Genomic DNA, 25,001 nt, shown 5'->3' with positions numbered 1-25,001 from the left:
AGGTTCTAAAATTTCTTCTTTTAGCACGGTTCCTGACCAAATGCTGCAAATTTTGCATTTGATTTTGGAATTCGATTGGCATCAAAGTATTTTTTTATACTAGACTTTGCTTTTAGGGTTACGTATCCCATTTCTTTGATTCCCCATGCCTGAAGTGACTTAGCTTCCAAGTTAATTGGCTGAGATAAACCTTGAAGATCGTACGAACAAGAAGTTTTTAGCCTTCCCAGGAAAGATGTGTTGATAAGAGATCCGCATAACTACTTAAACGGTTCCATAATTTCAAGGATGTGGATAATACCCTTCTCGTTGGACTACAAAGATACAGTAAACTACTGAGAGATCCAAAGAATCAGGGATGGCATCACTTAAACCTACATACAGAAGCAGATAGCATCTCTACAAGCTTGGGTTGACCATAGCTAAGGTTGCCGCTCTGGGTAATCTAAGGTTATTAAATTTTGTTTTGCGTGATCTATGAAGCAACCGAATCAAATTAATTCGTCGGCTGACTAGTGCTATGGTCAATACATATTTTTTGTTGTGAGAATCATACCCTTCTTGTTGAGCAGTTGAATTGAATTAAAGTAAGTGGCTAAGAGAGTTATGTCAGTACGAGGGGCAGCATCACTTAAACTTCAAACCCATGACTATACCCTCATTTAATAAACCCAGGTCAGCCATGAAAAGAGTTATTGCTTGGGAGTTGTTTTGACTAAATTGATGTTGTTCTATAAGGAATCTGAGCCAAATTGATTCGTACGCTGTCTGACGCCACACTCAACTTGACTGTTTTTGATTCTTTTTCTCCAAGAAACAAGACAACCCCAAAGTGCTGTACAGAATTTCATATCAATAAAGGAAATATGCGCGAGAGGGCACAAGAGTAGTCATTAGGACAGAGGGTTTAGTTGCAGTGAGACCATGGCGAAAATTGTAATAGTCGAGGACGAACAAGTCGTTGCTTGGAGCCTTCAAGAAGCATTAGCAAGATTGGCACATACGGTTGTTGCAAGCGTCATTTCTGGACCTGATGCCATTCGGGCAGTTGAAGCCAATCAACCCGATCTGGTGCTCATGGACATCCGCCTGAAAGGTGACATGGATGGAGTGACCGCAGCAGAGGAGATTTATACTCGATACGATGTTCCGGTAATCTATTTGACGGCTTACACCGATGCTATGACTCTCCAGCGGGCAAAACTGTCTGCCCCATTTGGTTACCTTGTCAAACCACTGCGCGAGCAAGACCTACAAACAACAATCGAAATTACCCTGCATCGCCACCAGCTAGAACAGGCTTCGAGACGGATGCAACGATGGTTTGCAACCACGTTAGCCAGTATCGGTGATGGTACGATCGCCACCGACTGCAACGGCACAATTACTTTTATGAACTCTACGGCTGAAAGGCTGACCGGATGGCGACAGCAAGACGCTTTGGGACAACTGGCAACCACCGTTCTGCACCTGATCCATGCTGATACTCGTGAAGTGTTAGACAATCCCCTATTACTCGCCATTCAACGGGGCACTGCGGTGAAGTTGCCAGAGCGGGCAATCCTGCGGAGTCGGGATGGACGGGAGCGTCCAATCGGCGATACAGCGACGCCAATTCGAGATGAAACGGGTCAAATTATCGGTAGCGTGTTGGTGTTTCAAGATACAAGCGATCGCTTCCAAGCTGAGGGAATTTGGCAGCGCAATCAAGCCGTTTTGACGGCTCAACTGCAAGAACAAGCCGCTCAACTGCAACACACCCTAAGCCAACTTTCGGTCGGATTTGCCTGTGTCCAATCGCTGCAACACATTCTTCAACAGCTAGCCCATCCGACAGATGAGCAATCCCTGCTCAACACAACCCTGCACCAATTAGGACGATCTCTTAATCTGAGTTACGGTTGGGTTGCCCTATATGACTCCATGCAGGAGATGGCTACTGTCATTGGTGACTATCGTTCAGACGAGCCAGCTTTACCTTTACTGGCAGTTGGCACTGAGATTCCACTGCGAGACTATCCTCAGTTTTATTTGCCCCTCTTTCAAAAACATCACTGGATCGCACCGTCTCCTGAGATTCTGCCACCCCCCTACTCCGGTCTACAGGACTCAGACCACTACATCGTGGTTTGCCCCATTGAAGGACAGCAAACGGTCATTGGTGAGGTAGGTTTGTTAATCGCTTCTAAAGCGTTGTGGACAGCGACTCAGGCTGGGTTAGTGGCTCAAGTGATGAGCCAGGCAGCGATCGCCCCAAAACAGTTACAGATTCAACCCGATCCCCAAATTGATGAAGAGTTACGAGCCGTTCATCACTTGAAGGAGGGATTTCTTAGCTCCATCTCCCATGAACTGCGGACACCGCTAACCAATATGCGGATGGCGATCGAGATGCTGCGACGGATTGTGCGATCGCTCAAGACTGCCGATGGAGAGTTGCTACCCACTCAGACCCAGGATTTGCTCTGGCAAAGGATGGAACGTTATCTGCAAGTGTTACATGACGAGTGGCAACAAGAATTTAACTTGATCAGTGATTTGCTCGATTTTCAGAACACTGAACACTCCGTAGAGCCACTGCTGTTAACCCCTATCTATCTGCAACAATGGCTGCCACAAATCACTGAGCGGTTTGTAGCGCAAGCCACAAAACAGTTACAAACCTTGATTTGCGAGGTAGACCCCGACCTACCCATGATTACCTCTCATCTGCCTAGCCTTGAGCGGGTTATGAGTGAACTGCTCAACAACGCCTGCAAATACACTCCACCTAATCACAGCATCACAGTAACCGCGACCTTGCACCTCGATCATCAACAATTAAGTTTGAGTGTGATAAATACTGGAATCGACATTCCGTCGCACGAGTTAGACCGTATTTTTCAGACTTTTTATCGAGTTGCTCGCCCCAACCCCTGGAACTATCGTGGCACAGGATTGGGTTTGGCAGTTGTCAAGCGATTAGTTCTTCGTCTGGGAGGAGAAATTTTCACGCAGAGCAAAAACGGTGTAACAACATTTACGATCACCTTGCCAGTCACTACATAACTCCCCTAGGAGAGGTTATGTTTGCGTCCGCAGTACATCATTACGATTCAGGTCAACGACCGAGGTTGACTTCAGGAGTGATGCAGCAGCCCGTTCAGCAATCTCCTGTGAAAGCTGAATCTGCTTAAGATGGATCAAATTCTCCAGGACAAACGAATCTCGCACCGTTGCGCTCTTTTCACCCATGAAAGGGGTTTCATAGAAAACGTCGTGAATTCCGGCAGAAATAATCAGCTTCAAACAGTACAAACACGGCTCTAGCGTCACATAAATGCTGGCTCCGTGAGTCGAGATACCATGTTTCGCGGCCTGGGCGATCGCATTTGCCTCAGCATGAACCGCACGCGACGGCAGATCGCGACTGGCATCACAACTGCTTAACCCAGGATAACAGTAGCCCTGAGCCACGCAGTGCGCTGACCCCGATGGTGGGCCGTTATAACCCGTTGCTAATACCTGCTTGTTTTTAACGATTACCGACCCAACCGGGAAAGCCAGACAAGTAGACCGAGTCGCCGCCAATTTAGCGAGCATCAAAAAATATTCATCCCAGGAGGGTCTTCTGGAATCTGAATTGTGCGGTACAGATTGCATGGGGGTCGCTCAATCGTAGCGGTTATCGCCTCAACATCGAATTCATTAAACCATACGCCAGGCGATCGCGATTGCTCTCACACAACCTGATGCGCTTGCAGGAATCAACCATCGAGGGGTAGACGGAGCGCATTCCCATCTACGCATCTATACATCCACCCGTTCCCTACGCACTCGCTACCCTCTGTCTGCGTCCTCGTAATCCTTATTCCTTATCCCTTCTCTCTACCCTGCCCAGTTCACAGCGGCGATCTGTTCCGGCTCAGGAGTTATTGCCACACCACTACAATTGGGAATATTTTCTACAACGCTTCTTGCGGCTCGCCAGTCCTCCAACTGATAGCGGAATCGCAACAACTGCTGACGATAATCTGAAGTCAGGTCAGGGGAACCTAGCATCGGATTAATCACCGCCAAAGCCCCATTCCAGTCATTACGGCATACTGCCCCCTGTAATGCCGCGTAGAGTTGTTGCACGCTGACATCCTGGGACTGTTGCCGAGCGGCGACGGTTCTACGAGTCGGCAGTTCCCTCACGGTGGTTGTTGCTCCAGCGCAGTTTGGAATGTTTGTGATCTGAGATTTTGCAGCTCGCCAGTTCTCCAATTGATAACGAAACTGAATTAACTCCAATCGCGACTCAGAGGTGATTTCGGGTGCTCCAATCAGTGGATTAATCGCCCTCAATGCCTGATTCCAATCGTTGCGGCATACTGCCCCTTGCAACATCGCATGGAGTTGTTGCGTTCTGGCGTTTTGTGGAACCTCTTGCGCTTGGGCTGGTTTCAAGCCTCCTGCAATCAACAATGCAGGGGTTAAAGCTGCCACGGAATAAATTGTTTTTTGCATGGCTCAAGGAAGAATTTTCTCTACTTTTCATCCAGCAAGCGATCGCATCCGGTTGCTTTTACACAAAAAGAAAAACCCTCACACCTCTGTCCCGCTTCCCCCTAGCTAGAAGCCCTCAAATTGATCTATAACCCATAGATAAGGAGCGATCGCTCGCCTACATCACGTTCAAATTCTCAACTGAAACCCGTGTTAGAAGCACTTCTAATCGTCGTTGTTGGCTTAACCCCTTCGCTATTTTCAGTCTGGGTCATGCGGCAGACCGATGCCAGGACTCAAGCCCGACTCCGTCTTGCCCTCAATTCAGTGAACCGCAGAGGCTTACCAAGACTTCGCCTCTCACCCGACCACCAATACATTGATGGGGTTGGATACATGATCGGAGATATAACTTGTCGCTTTAACGCTCGATCAAGCTACGTCCGCTGTGCGGTCAATCCAATCGGTCCTTGTGAGGGCTGCTCTGCCTACGAAAGCCGCTCTTGGGATGATCAATCCATGGCGGTTGAAGAATAAAAGGCCATTGCCTTGACTGAATTGCCTTGACTGAATTGCCTTGACTGAATTGCCTTGACTGAATTGCCTTGACTGAATTGCCTTGACTGAATTGCCTTGACTGAATTGTTGTTTCCAAGCTGGCAAAGCAATAATTATCCGAAACTTTACAGTTTTTGGGTATCACTTCATTGTTTAAATAAATACAGGGGTTCAGTCATGTACTCGCTCTAAAACCTCCAGTTTTGGCGGAGCCATCAAACGAGAATAGGATTCAATCTCAAATAGGATTATTACTGAAGATAACGTTGAGAAGTAGCAACTAAGAAGCTCTAAAAAATTTTAAATACTTCAACATTGCCCGATTATTTCATCGTGGATCTCAGTAGTAGTGACATTAGCTACATCTCATTTTTTGGCGACTTACCACTCTCCTCATAAACTAAAAGAATAGCTGAGTATAAAAATGCTTTTATGATGTGCTAAAGCTAACAATAATACTTACCAGGTTTTACGGAATAGCTTTTTACACATTGTTTACTATCAGTAGTTGCAAATTTTGTGTAGTTAAACCATCTACTTTTAAGTAATTCTTGAAATCTGCAAATGCCCTGTTTCAGGGCTGTTTGAAGCAGTCGTAAAGGCACACCCAACTTCTTACAGAGACTTTATAGTCATTGTCTATTAATAGATAGTTGAGAGTGATATGTTCAGTTTATTAGTTCTTAATTGGTTAGTTTAGTTTCAACATTGAACAGGGAAACCTTTTTGAGTCACTAAAAAATTTCTATTGGCTTATTCCATTTCAGCTAATTAGCGGATTTGTTCCTGATTTAGGCAGTGTTAGCTTAAGCATTAGGTAACGAAAGCTTAGGTCACAGCTAAAAGAGTTGCCTCTCAGAGAGAATTTACTCATCTCTAGAGCAAGCATCCGCAACATTCTTTGTTGCTTCTCCAATACGACTTTTTATCGCAGCACGCTAGGTGTTGTTTCCCCAATGAAATCCAGTTCTTTAGAGCATCAACCTATTAATTCTGAAGTCGGTGTTTACGATTGTGAAATTCACCTCAAATTCAGGCTGATTGAAGAAAAAGGTGCCCTGCGCGATCGCGACCAACTGTTAGAGATGCTGCTTGATGCCTTCGCCTGTGGGTCTGATGAGTACCTAGAGCCTGTCCAGGTTCAGGTTGAGGCACAGGAAATTTCTGAGATGGATGCTTCGCCACAAATGCGTCGCCAGTTGATTCGTCTACGCAACTCCAGAGACTTGGCTTAGGTCAAAACCCACCATTGCAACAGTATCCGGCTCGTTTGCAAATTATTCTGACCAAATTTCGCCAAGGGTGTTGACAAACTTCAGTAATGTTAGCTACCCTTATTAAGGTCAAGTTCTTGAGCCCCCATCGTCTAGAGGCCTAGGACACCTCCCTTTCACGGAGGCGACGGGGATTCGAATTCCCCTGGGGGTATAGCTCAGTTAGAGCCATAGTTCAAGTAAAACTCAAGTCCGTCATTCAGAGGTTTCAAGCCCAATTGAATGGCGGATTTTTAGTATTCATAACCAACTCAACCGTCTTCAGTTGAGGCTTCCCGAATGTTTTAGATTTTGGAAAACTATTTGCAACTATCCGCGATGCATTTCTTCACGCAAGAGAAATACAGCAGTCCTAAATCATCTTTAAGAAGCAGGTATTTGTGAACCAAAGGATGGAGCCCCTTTTCTCTCACAAGTCAGTTGGATTGCTGTATCAATTCCCTAAATTAGGGCATCTTGACAGCCAACCAGCACAACATCTCTTTAACCTGAAAGTCAAATACTTAAATTATCTGGTTAGTAATATCAAATTTGCTCTTTTCATCGTTATTGATTTACGACTATTTAAAGGGGGTGAGGGGTAACAGCCCTCATCAAAAACTATCAAAGAGCACCAAGTTTCTCAATCATAAAATATTTACAAGGGGGTTTTAGGGATGAGGGGTAACAGCCCTCACGGGGATTCCAAAAGCCTTTATAAAGAGTTAGTTAAAGTCTCCAGAAACTTTGCATAGAATAGCTTTCAGATCCTTCTAATAAATTTACAGCTAAGCTGAACTCATATCTTTTCTATTACGAATAGAAACCGAAAAAGGATGGGAACACTATCAAATAAAGTGGAGCCATCGGGAGATTATATGACGATTGTTATGCACGAAATACCAACAGTCTTGGTATTTACTACCCATCCTACAAAAGTGATTCCAGAACAACTGGGGCAGGAATTGCAAGCAATGAGCGATCGCCTCAAGCGATCGCCCTCCTCTCCTACCCTCTTTGAACACCGTCAAGCCCTCCAGCCCAAAGACCTGATTCAAGCCTTATTAGAAATCAAGCCCCAGATTGTTCACCTATACGCCCCTCTGCCCTCTTTTGAATCTGCTACCCATCCCACAATCCCCCTTTTGGAAAGCACCGCACTCGCCAACCTGTTTGAGTTGTTTGCCGAAACAATTAACTGTGTTGTGTTGACAGCAAGCCAGCTTGAGACGCAAATAGCACTGCTCAGTCGTCATATTAATTATGTCGTGGGCATTGACCCAGCCATGGGAGAAGAGGCTGCCACTGAGTTTTCGCTGACGTTTTACAACGCTCTTTTATCGGGTGAAGCGGTTGAGAGTGCCTATCAGTTGGGATGCCAGACGATAACCTCACGAGGGGGGCTTCGCTTTACCCAATCCGGCAACAGCCCTGTCATCCTGCCGACTTTAACGACCAAATCCTTACAAAATCCGGTTCCTCAAGCGTTCGTCTCTCAAGAGACATCCATTTCCTTCAACTCAGCAGCTGTGTGTACCTCTGCATCCGATGAGGTTTCTCAGTCAGAAGGAAACGCTCGTTTTTTCATTAGCTACCGTAGCCAGGAGCCTGATTGCAGTTTGGCACGACAGTTTTACGACACGCTCAAGTCTGCCGGACATGAGGTTTTTATGGCGGCAGAGAGTATTCAATTAGGAGATAACTGGTCACAGCGAATTGATCAGGAGCTAGAAGAGTGCGATTACTTTGTCTTGTTGTTGTCGCCTAAATCGGCGGTTAGCGAGATGGTGACCGAAGAGGTTCGTCGTGCCAAAGAGTTACATGATGCCAGCACCACTCAAAAACCTGCTATTCTGCCGATTCGGGTTAATTTCCCGATGAATGCTGCCCTCAACTATGATTTGCGGGGCTACTTAAGCCGAATTCAGCAACGCGAGTGGCGATCGCCCGATGATAGCCCTATTATTCTTCAAGAGATTCTTAACATCGTCAAAGGACGTGCAAAAGGAGAAGGTAAAACTCCAGGAGACGACCTTGTCCCTTCTGCTTTAGCCGAGACTCGCTCTCAAGATCCGTCGGGCTTTGAGCCGTTCACCTACCCATGTCCAATCGCCGAACCTGAGCTTCCGGGGGGACAAGTAGACCTTGCCTCCCAGTTTTATGTCGATCGCCCACCTACAGAAACTCATTGTTATGAAACCATCGTTAAATCGGGTGCCCTGATTCGCATCAAAGCCCCCCGACAGATGGGAAAGACATCGCTCATGTCTCGGATCTTGTGCCATGCGGAGGAGCAAGGATGCCTGACAGTTCCCCTCAGCTTTCAACTGGCAGACACTGCAATTTTTAGTGAGCTAGATAAATTTTTGCGGTGGTTTTGTGCCAGCATTGGGCGACGATTGCGGCTTCCTAATCGCATTGCAGACTATTGGGATGAAATTTTTGGGAGTAAAGATAATTGCACCACTTATTTTGAGGAATACATTTTGACTCAAACTCAGGCACCCGTTGTGCTGGGGTTAGATGAAGTTGATTGTGTCTTTCAACATCCAGACATTGCAACAGATTTTTTTGGGCTTTTGCGAGCATGGCATGAGGATGCTAAAACTCGCAGCCTCTGGAAGAAGCTGCGGCTGATTGTCGTGCATTCCACTGAAATCTACATTCCTCTCAATATCAATCAGTCTCCATTCAATGTTGGCTTACCGATTGAATTATCTGAATTTACTCCGGAGCAGGTTTACAATTTGGCTCAACGCCATGGGCTTCCCTGGAACCAAACTCAGGTCGCTCAGTTGATGAAAATGGTCGGTGGACATCCCTATCTGGTGCGAGTCGCTCTCTACCAGCTTGCCCGCCAGGAGTTAACCCTTGAGCAACTGCTGTTAACTGCCCCCACTGAAGCCGGACCCTATAGCGACCATTTGCGACGACACCTGTGGAATTTAGAACAAAACCCAAGAATGGCAGCAGCCATGAAACAGGTGGTCACCTCTTCTAAACCAGGGCGATTGGAGTCAGTACAGGCTTTTCAACTGCACAGCATGGGCCTGGTACATCTACAAAGTAATGAGGTCGTACCACGCTGCGATCTCTATCGCTACTATTTTCGCGATCGCCTCCACGTCACTCAATAAACTCAAATGAGGTCACGGTCAACCGGGTTATCCAAATTCTGAGTTACCAACAGTTTATGTATCTACACATCATCAGGGCAGCATCAATCCATTCGGGAGCTTCTAATGAAGGCGGAGTTACTCTTAGCAGACGGAGATTTATTTCAAGTTGGTGGTAGTTTATCTGCGGCAGCTACAACCTATGTCAAACGACAAGCCGACCAGGGCTTATTTGAAGGATTAAAAACAGGAGAATTTTGCTATGTTTTAAACTCGCGTCAAATGGGTAAGTCCAGCCTTCGTGTCAGAACGATGCAGCGATTGCAGGAGGAGGGAGTTGCCTGTGGAGTTGTGGATCTCACAAAAATTGGGAGTCAACACATTGCTCCTGACCAGTGGTATGCCGGAATCGCCCGCAGTCTAGTCAGCAGTTTTAACCTGACTGAACAAGTTAATCTGCGGAGTTGGTGGCGCGATCGCGATCATTTTTCCCCAATTCAACGCCTCAGCGAATTCATCGAAGAGGTGTTGCTCACTGAAATCACAGGCGACATCGTTATCTTCCTGGATGAAATTGATAGTGTGCTGGGTTTAAATTTCTCAGTCAGTGATTTCTTTGCCCTGATTCGAGATTGCTACAACCAGCGGGCTGACAAACCCAAGTACCAGCGGCTCACGTTTTGCCTGCTAGGGGTGACAACCCCAACCGATCTGGTACGAGATAAGAAGCGAACTCCCTTTAATGTGGGTCGAGCGATTCAGCTTAAAGGGTTTTGTCTAGAAGAGGCGCAACCGCTCATTCAAGGTTTGATGCATCAAGTCAACCGCCCAGAAGCAGTGCTTGAGGCTGTCCTTGCCTGGACTGGTGGACAACCGTTTCTCACGCAAAAGTTGTGCCAGTTGATTGTTAAGTCAGCCAACTCTATCTCCAGGGGGCTTGAGGTTGAGGCGATCGCCCAGATTGTGCATACACAGATTATTAAGAATTGGGAGTCCCAGGATGAACCAGAACACTTGAGAACCATTCGCGATCGCCTGACAAGTAACCCCAGGCGAGCCAGTCGTCTGTTAGGGTTGTACCAACAAATTTTGATTCAAGGCAGCATCCCTGTAGACAACAGCCCGCATCAGGTCAAACTGCGCTTGTCAGGACTGGTGGTTGAGCACCAGGGGATGCTCAAGGTTTACAACCGCATCTATGAATCCGTTTTCAATCAGAGTTGGGTCGATCGCACACTGCGCCAATGCAAGCAGGCGCATCACCACCTGCTGATTATTAAGGATGATCTCGGACAACGAAAGTATATTTTGGATGCTCCGGTCTATTTAATTGGGCGATCGCCTGAGTGTGACATTCGGATTTCATCCCCCTATGTCTCACGACATCACGCCACCCTAGTCGAATTCGTCAACGCAGAAAATACCTATCAGTACCACATTACTGATGGCAGTCTGGAGGGCAAGCCCAGTGCAAATGGGATGTTGATCAATGGCTATAAAACACAATGTCATCAACTCCAGGATGAGGATTCGATTTCCCTGGGTCCCCAGGTAGAAATCATCTATCGACGTACTCTCGGACTGTCGCTAGAAGAGTCTGAGAGCACACTTGATAACCAAACAGTGTCGAACGAATTTGATGATGAGGAGGAAGAGAAGGAGACTAAACTGGATTAAGCATAGAACTGGCTACAGGAGGGATAGTAATTATACTTACGTATGTATTCCATTACACTTTGAATTTTTGCGTAATACTGACCCCAACCATCAGGAAGATGAAGATTTAGTTATTTCCATCCTATTAGCAGGAAATGAATTCACCATAAGATGTTTTGCTGATAATGGCTGTTTGAAAACTTGGATAGAACCAATTTTCTTGAAACGAAGAATTAACGAGGGCTAAAACTCAATTGATGACTCTGGGACAATCTTTCAACCGTAATAGCAGGCAGTTCTGTTCATGCCGGTTCGTTGCAGTCTGGCTCGAATGAAGCACCTCGTGGAAACTACTCATGTTCAACAGATTTATACTGTCGTCAAGATGCTGAACAGATTTTTTTTGGCTCCCAGAAAAGACTTAAGGTTGGCAAATGCTGGACGAGACGTTAGCTTACAGAACCAAACCGTTGATGTTGATAGTCAGGTGAAGCAGGGAAGTAAACTCCAAATCGCAGTATTGATGGGTTTAGGAGTGTAAGGGTTATGCAAAAAATTCTTGTGATTGAAGATGAGGCAGATCTTCGAGAAATCATCATTGAAATTTTAGAGTTGAAGGGTTTTGAGGCGATCGCCGCAGAGAATGGCGAGACAGGCATCGAGTTAGCTCAGACCGAGCTTCCTGACCTGATTGTTTGCGACATCATGATGCCCGAATTAGATGGATATACGGTTCTATCTCAGCTAAGGCAACTCCCCTCTACTGCCATGATTCCTTTCATTTTTCTTACAGCAAAAGGTACGGTAGATGATTTTCGGGCAGGGATGCGATTGGGAGCAGACGACTATCTCACTAAACCGTTCCGCCATACCGAACTGATAGACGCAATCACAACCCGCCTGGCAAGACAATCAACCATTCAAAACTTTCAGCGAGAACTCGTTCAACAACTCCAACAAAAAGTGGACGAATTGCAGCAGGAAAACTCAATTAAAGAAGATTTTTTGAGTACAGCGTCTCACGAATTGCGGAGTCCAATGACCAATATCAGGCTGGCAATTCAAATGCTACAAACCATGCCTCAAAATACACAACAACAGCGATATATTGATTTACTGCAAACAGAATGTGGTCGAGAAATTGATTTGTTGAATGATTTGTTGGATCTTCAGCAATTAGAATCAAATTTCACGCCACCAGCCGTCGGAGAAATTAATTTACACGATTTCATTACAAGTGTTGCTCAGTCATTTGAAGAGCGAATGATCGAGCGACAACAAACCTTTCAAGTTAGCATCAACTCTGATATCTCTTCTATCTCTTTCAACGCTTCTGATCTACGCCGAATCTTGAGCGAGTTGCTGCACAATGCCTGTAAATACACAGCACCTCATCACAACATTACGTTGAGCGTACAGGGTAACGATCCAATTCAAATTGTGGTGAGTAATGAGGCAGAAATTCCAGCACAGGATCTCCCCTACTTATTCGATCGGTTCTACCGAGTTCGCAGCCTCGATCGCTGGCAGCAGGGGGGTACGGGTTTGGGATTAGCCCTCATTAAACGACTGGTTGAGCGCGCCGGAGGAACGATCCAGGTAACCAGTAGTGATGGATGGACACGATTTTGTGTTGAAATACCTATCCTATAGCAACCGAGGGGTTGGTTAGGACGGGGTGCAGAGGTGGAACCCCTGGCTAGGGGCACAGCCCCACACCCCCTTGTATAGCCGTAGTCACAGTTGATGGGGCGGAGGCGAGTCAGGAAGCTCTCTCAGTGTCAAGGTTTGAGCCATTGCCTTTGCCTTAAGCTTTCTGACCAAAGCTATATTAACTGTCTCGACAGTTGCTATAAACGGAGAACCGATGAGCCAGTAGGCTGAGTTCCTTGAGGCATGGACACAAGGGTTTATTACACCGAAGGTTGCAGTGGCAGATAAACGTGAACATGTACCCAACCACCTTCACTGATGATGTGAATGGTGCCACCCACCCGTTCGATTAGCTTTTTCACCAGAGCCAGTCCTAGCCCACTTCCGCCTTGTTTCCAGCGATCGCCCCCTGGCACTCGATAAAATTGGTCAAAGAGTTGGGGAATGACTTCAGCCGATAACTCTGCTTGATTACTCACGACGATTGTTGTTAGTGGCGAAGAAGATATACCAGAGATGGGTGGTAAAGGATTACGATACACCTCTAACACAATGTTGCCTTGAGGAGCTGTATACTTGCAGGCATTATTGAGCAGTTCTCCGACGATACTCTGTAGATCAGCCCCATCAAACATTAATTTTGGTAAGTAAGGGGAAACCGTGACTTGAAGAGTTTGCTGTCGTGTTTTTAACTGCTTTTGGAACGCTTCAGTAATAGTTGGAATCCATTTTTGGAAGCTGATTGACTCTAAGCGAAAAGGACGTGTATTAGTCTCTAGTTTATGCAGATCCAGTAAGTTATTGAGTAGATTGATTTCACGGTTACATTCTGCCTGCAACAATTCAAAATATTGTTTTTGCCGCTCTCTTGTTGGAGCTTCATATAACATTTGAACCGCTATTTTGATATTTGTAATAGGCACTCGTAGTTCATCAGATGCTGTTTCAAGAAACTGTTCCTTTAACAAATTAGCTTGCTCTAATTGCTCAATTTTTTCTTGCAAGTTTATAATCGCTTCTCGTTTACTGAGACGCACTGCGATCGCTTGCAATAGATCGGTTTGCTTAAAAGGCTTCGTTAAATAATCATCTGCCCCTAAATTCATGCCCTGCCGAACTTCATACCATGTTCCTTTAGCCGTTAAAAAAATGAACGGAATCAGAGCTGTTGTAGCGTCTTCTCTTGATTGTTGCAGCACTGAAAGCCCATCTAATTCGGGCATGAGAATATCACAAATGACCAGGTCAGGTAATGTCTCTTGAATGAGTTGAATACCAATCTGCCCATTTTCTGCACCGATCGCTTCAAATCCCTCTGCATCCAACAGCTCAAGCAGGCTTTCCAGTAAGAGAGTTTCATCTTCGATGACTAAGATTTTAGACATACTGTTTCAGCTCTCATGGAGCGTCTGGTGCAAGGATGGCCGAGCTGTGAGAGATTCATTCCTCACAACTCGTCTGAAACTGCCATATTTATCGTTATATAGCAACCCTAAATGATTTGTGAAAGTGCCCGCCCGATGGGCGGGCACTTTCACAAATCACCTTTTTCACAAATCAGATAGGACTGCTATATAACAACCGAGGGGTTGGTTAGGACGGGGGCAGGGGTGGAACCCGTGGTTGGGAACGCAGCCCTCACATCCCCTTGTATTACTTGTCTCGACAGTCGCTATAGCAGGAGCGTGTTAATCAGTAGAGTGCTGATTTGACATAGAGAGAATCATAGAATGCCCTTAGATGGAGCTCTCTAGCTTACTGTAAATTTGCCCCATCGCTGAATTTTGCGACTGCCAATAATCAAATTTTGTTGTATCTATGTGCTCCACGATGCCACCCAATTGCCGCACCTGTTGCACCATATCCTCTGTACCACCGACACCATCGCCGCCCTGACCATTCCACAGGGCAATCAGCCTAACGTTCCTGATATCATGCATCAACGTTGAATACAATGCCCAACGGTTATTACGGCGATAGGGATCATCTCCAATCGGCACTGGACCTAAGCGATCGGGTTGCAGATGTAAGGTGACGTTGGGATGATTTAACACTTTATAGAAGCGATCGACCCAATCATCGCCAGCAAAACTCACCGAACTTTTGATGAATTCAGCGGATTCAAACGGCAGATAAATGTGGGCATGAATATTGCGTCGGAGACAGGCTTCGACAAACAGGATATCGCCGCCACACGCCAGACCAGGGGCGATCGCCAGACAACTTTCGTCAGCATTGAGCCTATCCAACACATCGTTGATCCGCTTGGTTGCCTCTGGCTCCATCTTGGCAGGAAATCGAGGTTTGGGTCGTCCCTCCCGATCGATCATATGTCCTGTAAAGAGGAATACCTGGACTGGTTTTGTGGTTTCTTCTTCATCAATCCCTACAAAGCTCTGTTCCTGGCTCTCCATCCGTCGCAGTTCGGCTTGTAGGACGGCGATGCCCGCCTGCACATGCTCTGGACGGAACTTGAGCAGCTTCATGAGATTGAGTTGGTCGAGGGTAGTTTGCAGTGTGTATTTGTTGTTCCACAGGATAGCCAGAGCTTTGCGATAAGCGGTTGCGACTTGTTGGGGGGTTTCTGCGGCACAGACTGCCAGGTCACCCAGAGACAGGGCTGCCCAATAATCGTTGGGCGATCGCTGCAAACTACTTTCCAAGCAAAATTGAATAGAACCTTTTAGAATCGGTAACTTACTCCGATAGTTCATCTCATCTGCGTCACCACTGGTTGTCTCAGCAAGGCTAGCCAGGTGATCGAGGAGAGCCGTGAGGGTCAGAGCATTGATGCCAGAGTAGTATTCGTTTTGATCAAGGCGATAGCCCCGCAGGTAATTCTCAATCGACTTTTGCAACACAAAGGAATATTCATAGGCGGTATGAATCCGCTTCGCCTCATCAGTTATGTCAATCCACGTCTTCTTCCACAGATCTTTGTAAATGCGAGCCAATTTTGTCGTGGCATCAACACAGTTGGGTACATCTTCCATGACTTTTTCCAACTTGACGATCGCCTCGTCAGCTTGACCCAAGCGGTTGAGATGAAAGGCTTCAGCACAGCGGAAGTTGATGTTGTCAGGATTGATAGCTAACCCTTGCCGATATTGCTTGAGTGCCAGGGCAGAGTGCCCCATACTGGTGAGTGCTTTACCTGCCTCCGTAATAATGTCTTCTTTAATGAGTGGGTTGCTGACCTCTTCGGACAACAACACGACATCACCAATTCGTTTTTGCCGTTGGGCGATCGCAATTCTGTCTTGCAATGTTTTGTATTCTTGCCAATAGCCGATCGCTTGAGGAGTTCGTAGGCTCTTGCGGTCGGGTTCTAGCAAGCCGGTCAGTAGGTTAAAGATGGGGCTGTGAATTCGAGTGCGGTCAGACTCCCAGGTTGCCCGAATCATTTTGACTAGAGCTAATTTATCTTTTTCCATAAAAGTCGGATCAGGGCACCCAGACTCATCACAGTGATAGGGCAGCGTCCGCACGTTAAAAATATCAAACGGCATATAGGCTCGCCCAGCCTGAATATGAACTACCCCGCGCCGTCGCAGCGCATGGCGAATCCCCAGTTCATAAAAGACATTGGCGTTGTCAATGCTTAAGTCAGCGACCACCAGATCCGCCAGCAATAACTCCTGAAACATGTCACTCAAGATGTCACCACTGGAGGCTTCTTCATCGGCTCGAAATGGCTCCAGACCCGCTTCTTCCAGAGCAGGTTTAATCAACGTGTAGTAGATGCTGTTGAAGTCGATCCAGCGACCGTCAGGTCCTTGCTTGCGCCCAAAGGGCATAACGACAAACGCATGGGGTCGTCCTCGTTTTACGGATGGGGGTGGAGCAGGGGCAGGAGTTGGAGGAGGGACGATTGCTAACGCCGTTTGTTTAGATTTGCCATTGGTTTGAGGGTCTGAGAGAGTGTCAGGAGCATTTTCGATCACCGTGCTGTCTACAGTCGTCTCTGACTCAATGACCGTGCTAGTAGCAACCGTCGTCGATTCCTCAGCAGGGAGCGTCTCCGCTACCACTGCTACAGGCATGGTTCTGCGGAATCGCTGTTCCAGAGCAGGAGGGATGGGTTGCCCCAAAAGGGATTGAATGTAGTTGGATTGGTCTTCTCGCAACAGATTCAGCGTTTCACGAATCTGATCACCCATCTGCCGATGCGGCACCTCAATCAGAGTTTCCGCCGCAATGACTAACCGGAAAAAGGCTTGAACGCTATATTCTGACAGACTCTGCCAGTGATTTTGCAACAGCGTTAATCCCCCGATGAGTTGGCTGTAGGTTTCAATCTGCCGTTGCAGTGAGGTAGTTCTCAACCACAAGATCACGCCCAAACTCAGGTTAGCGGCGATCGCACTCCATCCCAACCATCCTGAATTGAGAATAGGCAACAACACCACCAAGCCGGCACAAAGAATAGCAGCGATTTGATAGCGATTGTGGGCGGCAGAGAGTTCTGTCAGGTGCCCGGTGGCTTGTTCGAGTTGAGGCACCAGGCGATATCGGAGATACCCATCCGCTAACAAGTCCTGGGTGTCATCGTCCGGTTGTGGCTCTGCGTCGCTCCAATGCACCAACCAGTTGCCCCCCAACCGTTCTTGAAGTTGTTGCTGAATGGTCGTGAGTTGTTGATTCAACCAGCGATCGCGGTCAGGCATACATTGCAGCAAGGTGCGATAGAGGTAGATTGAGCGATCTACCGATACGGCTCCAGATGTCAACATCAGCCAACCTTGATTGAGTTGTAGCCGATTGGAGAGGGCAACCAGCACCACAAAAGAGAGTCCCACCAACACCAGACCAATCTGGCTCATGTGGAGTAGCTGTTCAGCGTTTCCCAAGGGTTGAGCAACACAAGGGATGAGGGCTACAGAGACAGCTAAAACGCCAAGCGTGACTAAGCCCCCTTGCAACCAGCGATCGCGCTGTCTCATACTCTCTGCGCTCGATCGCAGTTGCCGATGAAAATGGTGAGCCGCCAACAGACCTGCGGTAGCGGTATTCTGTGGAGCACTCTGACTCATAATGTGTACCTACCTCAGCCCAGATGAAGAGTAAATAGTGAGTTGCGATCGCGACCTAACATTGAGAGCTACCCCTGATTGATCAACCCTAAACCGTCGTATCCTGCTCAGGGTTTCGCCAGAAATTGCCCCATTTATGTTGTAGCGGAGAATCGCATCTACCGCTGGGAGGTTTAAATCCTGGCTGACCCCTGGATTAAGAATAATCTTGATATTTGCAACTGACTTCAAATTTTTGACTAACTTAAAAAGAACCTCAGCAAAACTGCTTTTAGAGCCTTGGGTTGAATGGGGTGAAAATTCTGCCAACAAACTTAATTCCTACTGCTTTAATTCCTCCCCGGTGAGATGAGAACGTTACACTAAGTTAGTTAGGGAACAACCCTTGATCATGCTCAGGGGCGTTGGAATGAGAGTGAACGCATGGCTCTGTTTACATTGCGATCGATCCACAAAGGCTTTGGCATCAAGGAAATCCTGAGAGACGCCAGCTTTAGCCTGAACGAAGGCGATAAGGTTGGGCTAATCGGCACCAACGGCTCTGGCAAGTCTACATTGCTGAAAATGATTGCTGGTCTGGAACCCATCGACAGCGGAGAGCTATGGGTCAATAGCGGTTCCCGTATTGTCTACCTGCCACAACAGCCCGAACTGGATGAAGATCGCACCGTTCTAGAACAGGTTTTTGCCGATAGTGGCGACCAGATGGCACTCGTGCGGGAGTATGAAGAACTCTCGAATCAGTTGTCTCACAGCACAGCAGACAACGAAAAGCTGATGTCGCGACTGTCGAACGTCTCCCAACGCATTGAGGCAGCGGGTGCCTGGGAGTTGGAAACTAACGCCAAAGTGATCTTGAGCAAGTTAGGCATTCAAGATTTTGATGCCCGAATTGGGGATCTATCCGGGGGATATCGCAAACGCATTGCTCTGGCAACGGCTCTTTTGTCAGAGCCAGAGGTGTTGTTGATGGACGAACCGACAAACCACCTGGATGCTCTCTCGGTGGAGTGGTTACAGAGTTACTTGAATCGCTATCGGGGAGCGTTACTCCTGATCACCCACGATCGCTACTTTCTCGATCGCGTCACAAATCGCATTTTAGAAATCGATCGCGGCGATCTCACGAGCTACAGCGGCAACTACGCCTATTACCTGGAGAAAAAAGCCGCCGCAGAAGAGTCTGCCGTTAGCAGCCAGCGCAAACATGCAGGTGTCTTGCGACGCGAGTTAGAGTGGCTCAAACGTGGACCCAAAGCCCGCAGCACCAAGCAAAAAGCCCGGATTGACCGAATTCGGGACATGCAAGCACAAGAGTTTAAGCAGACACAAGGCAAGGTCGAAATCTCAACGGCGGGTCGGCGCATCGGCAAAAAAGTGATAGAGCTAACTGGAATCTCCAAATCCTATGGCGATCGCACCCTGATTCAAGATTTCACCTACCTCTTCAACCCAGAAGATCGGGTCGGGATCATCGGCAGCAACGGCTCTGGCAAATCCACCTTGATGAACATCATCACGGGACGAGTTTCACCCGATGCAGGCACCGTCGAGGTCGGTTCCACCATTCACATTGGTTATTTTGACCAGCACTCCGAAGATGTTGCTCTGAATGAAAACGAGCGGGTGATCGACTACCTGAAAGGCATCGCTGAACTAGTAAAAACCGCCGATGGCAGCGTTATTACTGCCTCCCAGATGCTAGAACGGTTCTTATTTCCACCCAACCAGCAATATGCCCCGATTCACAAGCTCTCTGGTGGCGAAAAACGCCGACTGTTCTTATTGCGAGTGCTGATGAGTGCGCCTAACGTCTTAATTCTGGACGAACCGACGAATGACCTCGACGTTCAAACCCTTGCTGTGTTGGAGGACTATCTTGAGGACTTTAACGGTTGTGTGATTGTGGTATCCCACGATCGCTACTTCCTCGATCGCACCGTTGACGCCATTTTTGCCTTTGAGCCTCAAGGCAAATTGCGCCAATATCCCGGCAACTACTCAATTTATCTCGATTACAAAAAAGCCGAAGAAGACGCCGAAGAAGAGGAGCGTAACAAAGCCAGCAAACCCACAAAAGCTCCTGCGAAATCACAAACAAACGGGGCGATCGCCTCGACTTCAGCCAGCAATCCGGTTGTCAAAGCAAGCGATTCTGCCAAACCGCGCAAGCTCTCCTTTAAAGAAAAGCGAGAATACGAAACGCTGGAGACTCAGATTCCCGAAATGGAAACTGAGAAGGAAATGCTGGAAAAGCAACTTTACAACAATCCCCCAACCGATTTTGTTGAGATGCAACAATTGACCGAACGGCTAGCTGAATTAACTCAGGCAATTGATACGGCAACGGAGCGATGGCTGGAACTGGCAGAACGCGCATGATGGAGTTGACCCCAGAGAGGACAGGTGTGCCACAAAAACGAATTTATCTAGCCAACCCTTATGGGTTTTCACAGCAGCAGAAAACGCTGCTCCTACCACCCATCATTCAGGCGATCGAAGCTCTGGGGGCAGAAGTATGGGAACCCTTTAGCCGCAACAATCAGGTCGATTTCTCTCAGGCCGGTTGGGCATATCAGGTCGCACAAGCTGACTTTGAGGATGTGAAACAGTGTGATGGCATTTTTGCGATCGTCAACGGCACCCCACCCGATGAAGGCGTCATGGTGGAACTGGGAATGGCGATCGCCCTGGAAAAAACAATATTTCTATTTCGAGATGATTTCCGTCGCTGCACCGACAGCGAGGAATATCCCCTCAACCTGATGCTATTTGCGGGGTTACCCAAACAAGGCTGGGAAGATTACTACTACACCTCCGTCAGCCAAATCCCCTCTCCCGATAAAGCCCTCTATCGATGGTTGTTGCCAGATTCTAAGACTCTGTAAGCTTGAGCGATGAATAGTTCATCTCATCAAAGTGTTGCCGATCAACTGCTCGCCGATCTGAGGTATGAGGGTCACCTGGTTGATCTGATCATCCGGGGTTGCATCGAATTGCGCTGGGCGATCGCCCACGATGAGCAGGAGATTGCTAGAGCCATGATTTACAACGCCTTTGAAACCTATGTCAGAGAGCGAGGCATGGCATTGTCCGATGCCGAGCAATTTTGTGAGCGACATCTAGAGGAGTTGATTCAGAAGGTATTTAGAGCATTAGGAGAGTAAGGGAAGGGATAAGGGCTAAAGGGTGGTGTTCCAAACCTGTTGATAACCTCTGTAAGACCCCCTGTAGTCCCCTTTGGTAAGGGGGACGGCGACAGCCGGGGGTTAGTGGCAACAGATCTGAAACACTACCCTTTTATCCTTCAGTTTTCATCCTTCATCCTTCCCCCTTGCCCCTTTCCCTAAAAGTCGTCGTAATTAGCGATCGCCCGTGTCAACCGTTCCAGCACCTCAGCGACTGGAATTGCCCCCAACTCACCAGAAGCACGAGTACGGATGTTGAGTGCGTTGGCTTCCATCTCTTTCGCTCCAACCACCGCCATGACTGGGATTTTCTCCTTCTCGGCGTTGCGAATCAGTTTGCCTAAGCGATCGCCACTCAGGTCAACCTCTGCCCGAATACCGAGCGATCGCATTTTTTCGATAGTTTCTTTAGCAAAAGGAAGCTGATCCTCAGTGACAGGCAGCAATCGGATCTGCACCGGAGCCAACCACAAGGGGAAGTCTCCCGCGTATTCCTCGATTAGGATACCAACCAGACGCTCTAGGGAACCGAAGGGAGCCCGATGAATCATCACCGGACGTTTACGGGAGCCATCCTCCGCGACATATTCCAGGTCAAAGCGTTCGGGCAGGTTATAGTCTACCTGCACCGTTCCCAATTGCCATTCCCGCTCTAGCGCGTCCTGGAAGATGAAATCCAGCTTGGGACCATAGAATGCAGCTTCCCCAATCCCTTCAAAGTGATCCATCCCCAGGGTTTCCACGGCTCGTCGGATGGCACCCTGTGACTTATCCCAGGCTTCATCAGAGCCAATGTATTTGTCTAAAGCAGGATCCCGGAAACTCAATCGAGCTTTGAAGTTTTTCAGACGGAGCTTTTCAAACACCGTCAAAATCAAATCAACGACGTTAACGAATTCAGCATCCAACTGTTCTGGTGTGACAAACAGGTGTGAGTCATCCACCGTGAAGCCGCGCACCCGAGTCAAACCACCCAATTCTCCAGATTGCTCGTAGCGGTAAACTGTGCCAAACTCCGCTAACCGCATCGGCAGATCTCGATAAGAACGCAACTCACTCTTATAGATCTGAATGTGAAACGGGCAGTTCATCGGCTTCATCGCAAAGCCTTGTTCCTCCAGACGGGCAGCATCGTCCTCCGCCATCATCGGGAACATATCTTCTTTGTAGTTTTGCCAGTGCCCAGAGATCTTAAACAAGTCCACACGAGCAATGTGGGGAGTCACAACAGGCAAATAGCCCCGTTTTAGTTGCTCCTGCTTTAGAAAGTCTTCAAGGAGCGATCGCAACACCGTTCCTTTGGGAGTCCACAGGGGCAACCCCGGACCGACGAGATCCGAGAAAATGAATAGCCCCAACTCTCGACCCAACTTCCGATGATCTCGCTTAAGAGCCTCTTCTTTACGGCGTTTGTACTCCGCCAACTGTTCCGGGGTTTCCCAGGCAGTGCCGTAGATGCGTTGCAGTTGGGCTTTGGTTTCGTCACCTCGCCAATAGGCTCCAGCAACCGTCTCTAGTTCGATCGCGTCGGGATTCAGTTCGCTCGTATTCTCCAAGTGAGGCCCTGCACACAAATCCCACCAGGCATCGCCCAGGTGATAAATCGTGATGGGATCTTCTAGCCCTTCCAAAATTTCTAATTTGTAAGGCTCGTTAATTGTCTTGATGCGCTGTTCTGCCTCAGAGCGACTCACTTCCTCGCGAATCACAGGCAATTTGCGATTGATGATTTTAATCATCTCCTTCTTGATTGCCTTCAAATCTTTTTCGGTGAACGGCTCAGGACTATCAAAGTCGTAGTAAAACCCATTTTCAATCCAGGGACCGATCGTTACTTGCGCCTTGGGAAACAGTTTTTGCACTGCCATCGCCATGACATGAGAGGCGGTGTGGCGAATTTTTTTGAGTGCCTCAGATTCGCTGGTACGGGGCAGATGGATTTTTTGGGGCTGTTCTAGCTGGGATAAGGCGTCTGAGTTTGACATTGGTAACTGTGGTCTACTTAATAACTGTGATCTACAAGGGGTTGAGCTGACAGCTCCAGATCCTGTTGTTGATTCGTGAGGCTGTCCTAGCCTCTATCTTATCCAATCCCTTTTTGGGTCTTACAGCAACAGTCGGTTGGAACAGTAGCTTACTCAGACCCAACTCAACCTCCAGGAGTGGGCATTCAATAAGTTCGGTAGCGGAGCGGGGCTGTTAAATCCAGGGCAGGGTGCAGATAGGTCTGCTAAACCCGCCCGTACAGTTTTCGGATTGATGAAATCCACAATCCTAAATGGGGTAATGGGGTAACGTCTTCAGAGCAGGTCGGGTGGTGTGCTTAAAAACGGCTATTTTAATCAAAAAAATATTAAGAAACGTAAATTGCGTTAATATTACAGAATAAGATAGCAACTCCCATACTGTAATGTTTAATTCAAACTTGCCTGAGCCTGATTTGCTAAAAACCTTATTAGAACCGCTGTTAGATGATTTTCAACATTGGTTTGAGCAATCGCGATCGCTGCTAGAGTCTGAAGACATCTGCTTTTTGGGCGATGAACAGCAAGCCGATTTGCTGGCAAGAGTTAAGCAGGCACAGCAAGAGGTCAGCACAGCGCAAATGCTATTAAAACTAACGGATGGGCAGGTAGGGGTTGAAACGGCTGTTCTCATTCCCTGGCACCAACTTGTTACGGAATGCTGGCAAGTGGCAGTTCGTTTACGGCTTCAACGGTCATCAGGATAAGCTGAGTCTAGATTGTCATCTTAAAATCTGAGAAACTAAATTAAGGTTTCACATTATGAACTTGCTGGATAAATCTACGGTCAATTCAATGGCGGTGGATTTTGCTAGGGGAGCTGGATCACTAGAGAACCAAGCTGTTTTTCTCTACCATTAAAAATTGTTTAATTTGGAGAAAATGATTATGTTACATCTCATTTACATTCTCGTTTTTACAATCCTGGCTTTTTTGGCAGTGGGTAATTTGATTCGCAACCTCATGACGCTGGGGATCGAGTCTCAACGTTCCTATGGTCCACAGGGGCGTTTTACAGGTGGAAACAACCCCTACTCCCGCAGTCGAGTTGCGGTTCCCCATCCAGAATTGTTAGATGATGCTGGCAACGTAGTCGATGAACCTTTCCTGGTCATGCGCTCCATCACGGTTGAAGATGCGCGGGAGCAGTTAGACGCAATTTACAAAGCATCTCCCGGTGGCGAAACCCACGACGAGGTCTAGACATCTCAGGTCTGAAACGCTACTGCATTACAATGACAACACAATGACAACAACTAGGCTGACTGAGCTGATTTAGCTGAGGATTAGTGCGATCGCTGCTCTAGGTCACTCAGTGCAAGTTTGAGTTGAGAGAATTTTGTCGTTTGAACCCGTATCTCCAGGCGTAAAACCAGCTTGTTCACAGAGTTATAACTTTGGTCAGAAAGCTCAAGGCAACGGCAATGGCTCAACCTCTGATTCTGGGGGAGCCTCCTGACTCACCTTTACCCCATCAAATGAGGCTACGGCTACAAATCCTCATTTTCAGCTTTCCATAGATTTTTTCTGTTCAGTGAGACAACCCCTGATCTACTGGTGGTTCGCTGGCTTCCTAACGAAAACGAACTTCAAATCGTGCTGAATCTAGGGTGGGTTCTCAGGGTTCTAGGTTCAAATTCGAGCGACCACTGAATAAACTCGTTGGAAATTGTCGCTTGATCTGATTGGCGTACTAATAGAGCGGTATACCGGGCTCTTTGACGAACAACGATCGCTCGATATCCAGAACCGTGGACGACGGCATGGCGAAACCCCTCCAATCGCAGCGAGGATATCAGCAGCGATTGTAAACCCAATGCTTGAAAAATGGTTTGAACCCAACTTACATCATTACTCTCAGCAGTTGTGAAATACTCTTTTGGTAAACCGCTTAAGTCAAAAATGGCTGCGCCGATAATCGAGTCTGAGTAAGACACTGGAGAATCTTTTACGGATGAAAGGGTATCTAATCGCAAGTCTACATTGGAAAGCATGGCAAGTTTATCAGAACCATGAATGGGTTGCAGCAAATTTTTACCATCCCACCTGT

Annotated in this window: 18 protein-coding genes and 1 tRNA gene; 13 read left to right on the top strand and 6 right to left on the bottom strand. The window is 47.5% G+C overall.

All coding sequences use genetic code 11. From position 1 onward, the window contains the following. Nucleotides 1-924 precede the first annotated feature (924 nt). Nucleotides 925-3,048 (top strand): ATP-binding protein, encoded by a 2,124-nt coding sequence (locus tag H6G89_RS16640; RefSeq protein WP_190508312.1) that lies wholly within the window; start codon nucleotides 925-927, stop codon nucleotides 3,046-3,048. 15 nt (nucleotides 3,049-3,063) lie between these two features. On the opposite strand, the gene H6G89_RS16635 is transcribed toward H6G89_RS16640, so the two are convergent. Together H6G89_RS16635 and H6G89_RS16630 are read right to left on the bottom strand one after the other, a co-directional pair. Then, nucleotides 3,064-3,642: a deoxycytidylate deaminase gene (locus H6G89_RS16635; RefSeq protein WP_190508310.1), complete on the bottom strand. Its 579-nt coding sequence runs from the start codon at nucleotides 3,640-3,642 to the stop codon at nucleotides 3,064-3,066. A gap of 225 nt (nucleotides 3,643-3,867) precedes the next feature. Beyond that, nucleotides 3,868-4,491 carry a hypothetical protein gene (locus H6G89_RS16630; RefSeq protein ID WP_190508308.1) on the bottom strand — a complete coding sequence of 208 codons (624 nt, stop codon included), beginning with the start codon at nucleotides 4,489-4,491 and terminating at the stop codon, nucleotides 3,868-3,870. Between the two features lie 189 nt (nucleotides 4,492-4,680). Here H6G89_RS16630 and H6G89_RS16625 point away from each other — a divergent pair, with 189 nt between their 5' ends. From H6G89_RS16625 to H6G89_RS16600, 6 genes are all read left to right on the top strand, one after another. After that, a complete protein-coding gene (locus H6G89_RS16625) occupies nucleotides 4,681-5,007 on the top strand; it encodes a DUF6464 family protein (RefSeq protein WP_190508306.1) in 327 nt (108 codons plus the stop codon). A 977-nt stretch (nucleotides 5,008-5,984) separates the two neighbouring features. Further along, a complete protein-coding gene (locus H6G89_RS16620) occupies nucleotides 5,985-6,263 on the top strand; it encodes an Npun_R1517 family heterocyst differentiation transcriptional regulator (RefSeq protein WP_190508304.1) in 279 nt (92 codons plus the stop codon). Between the two features lie 120 nt (nucleotides 6,264-6,383). Next, nucleotides 6,384-6,456, top strand: a tRNA-Glu gene (locus H6G89_RS16615). A gap of 703 nt (nucleotides 6,457-7,159) precedes the next feature. Then, nucleotides 7,160-9,418 carry an AAA-like domain-containing protein gene (locus H6G89_RS16610; RefSeq protein WP_242059977.1) on the top strand — a complete coding sequence of 753 codons (2,259 nt, stop codon included), beginning with the start codon at nucleotides 7,160-7,162 and terminating at the stop codon, nucleotides 9,416-9,418. A 105-nt stretch (nucleotides 9,419-9,523) separates the two neighbouring features. Beyond that, entirely contained in the window at nucleotides 9,524-11,074 is a 1,551-nt protein-coding gene (locus H6G89_RS16605) for an AAA-like domain-containing protein (RefSeq protein WP_190508302.1), read from the top strand. Nucleotides 11,075-11,599: 525 nt separating this feature from the next. Then, the gene (locus H6G89_RS16600) at nucleotides 11,600-12,706 is read left to right on the top strand and encodes a hybrid sensor histidine kinase/response regulator (protein WP_190508300.1); all 1,107 of its coding nucleotides are present in this window, start codon (nucleotides 11,600-11,602) and stop codon (nucleotides 12,704-12,706) included. 260 nt (nucleotides 12,707-12,966) lie between these two features. Here the strand turns inward: H6G89_RS16600 and H6G89_RS16595 are convergent, their stop codons facing one another. Together H6G89_RS16595 and H6G89_RS16590 are read right to left on the bottom strand one after the other, a co-directional pair. Then, a complete protein-coding gene (locus H6G89_RS16595; RefSeq protein WP_190508298.1) occupies nucleotides 12,967-14,091 on the bottom strand; it encodes a hybrid sensor histidine kinase/response regulator in 1,125 nt (374 codons plus the stop codon). A gap of 351 nt (nucleotides 14,092-14,442) precedes the next feature. After that, nucleotides 14,443-17,739, bottom strand: a complete 3,297-nt coding sequence (locus tag H6G89_RS16590; RefSeq protein WP_190508296.1) for a tetratricopeptide repeat-containing protein — start codon at nucleotides 17,737-17,739, stop codon at nucleotides 14,443-14,445. 423 nt (nucleotides 17,740-18,162) lie between these two features. Here H6G89_RS16590 and H6G89_RS16585 point away from each other — a divergent pair, with 423 nt between their 5' ends. From H6G89_RS16585 to H6G89_RS16575, 3 genes are read left to right on the top strand one after another with little or no spacing between them, the layout of a single operon-like run. Next, on the top strand, nucleotides 18,163-20,121 hold the full coding sequence (locus tag H6G89_RS16585; protein WP_190508294.1) for an ABC-F family ATP-binding cassette domain-containing protein: 1,959 nt from the start codon (nucleotides 18,163-18,165) through the stop codon (nucleotides 20,119-20,121). After that, nucleotides 20,094-20,627, top strand: coding sequence for a nucleoside 2-deoxyribosyltransferase (locus tag H6G89_RS16580; RefSeq protein ID WP_242059976.1), 534 nt, complete (start codon nucleotides 20,094-20,096; stop codon nucleotides 20,625-20,627). Before H6G89_RS16585 ends, H6G89_RS16580 begins: the two co-directional genes overlap by 28 nt. A 9-nt stretch (nucleotides 20,628-20,636) precedes the next feature. After that, the gene (locus H6G89_RS16575; protein WP_190508291.1) at nucleotides 20,637-20,906 is read left to right on the top strand and encodes a hypothetical protein; all 270 of its coding nucleotides are present in this window, start codon (nucleotides 20,637-20,639) and stop codon (nucleotides 20,904-20,906) included. Between the two features lie 179 nt (nucleotides 20,907-21,085). Here H6G89_RS16575 and thrS read toward each other — a convergent pair whose 3' ends face one another. Beyond that, nucleotides 21,086-22,912, bottom strand: a complete 1,827-nt coding sequence (gene thrS, locus H6G89_RS16570; RefSeq protein WP_190508289.1) for a threonine--tRNA ligase — start codon at nucleotides 22,910-22,912, stop codon at nucleotides 21,086-21,088. A gap of 425 nt (nucleotides 22,913-23,337) precedes the next feature. Between thrS and H6G89_RS16565 the strand changes: the two genes are divergently transcribed. The 3 genes from H6G89_RS16565 (at nucleotide 23,338) to H6G89_RS35745 (ending at nucleotide 24,471) form a co-directional block, all read left to right on the top strand. Then, nucleotides 23,338-23,658, top strand: a complete 321-nt coding sequence (locus H6G89_RS16565) for a DUF2605 domain-containing protein (protein ID WP_190508287.1) — start codon at nucleotides 23,338-23,340, stop codon at nucleotides 23,656-23,658. 181 nt (nucleotides 23,659-23,839) lie between these two features. Further along, entirely contained in the window at nucleotides 23,840-24,154 is a 315-nt protein-coding gene (locus tag H6G89_RS16560; protein ID WP_190508285.1) for a DUF2973 domain-containing protein, read from the top strand. A 194-nt stretch (nucleotides 24,155-24,348) separates the two neighbouring features. Continuing rightward, nucleotides 24,349-24,471, top strand: a complete 123-nt coding sequence (locus H6G89_RS35745) for a hypothetical protein (protein WP_255519437.1) — start codon at nucleotides 24,349-24,351, stop codon at nucleotides 24,469-24,471. A gap of 69 nt (nucleotides 24,472-24,540) precedes the next feature. On the opposite strand, the gene H6G89_RS16555 is transcribed toward H6G89_RS35745, so the two are convergent. Next, nucleotides 24,541-24,945: a hypothetical protein gene (locus H6G89_RS16555; RefSeq protein WP_199336759.1), complete on the bottom strand. Its 405-nt coding sequence runs from the start codon at nucleotides 24,943-24,945 to the stop codon at nucleotides 24,541-24,543. Between the last annotated feature and the right edge of the window lie 56 nt (nucleotides 24,946-25,001).

The sequence above is a fragment of the Oscillatoria sp. FACHB-1407 genome (assembly GCF_014697545.1).
Taxonomy (GTDB): domain Bacteria; phylum Cyanobacteriota; class Cyanobacteriia; order Elainellales; family Elainellaceae; genus FACHB-1407.
This window is presented reverse-complemented; position numbering and strand designations above follow the sequence as displayed.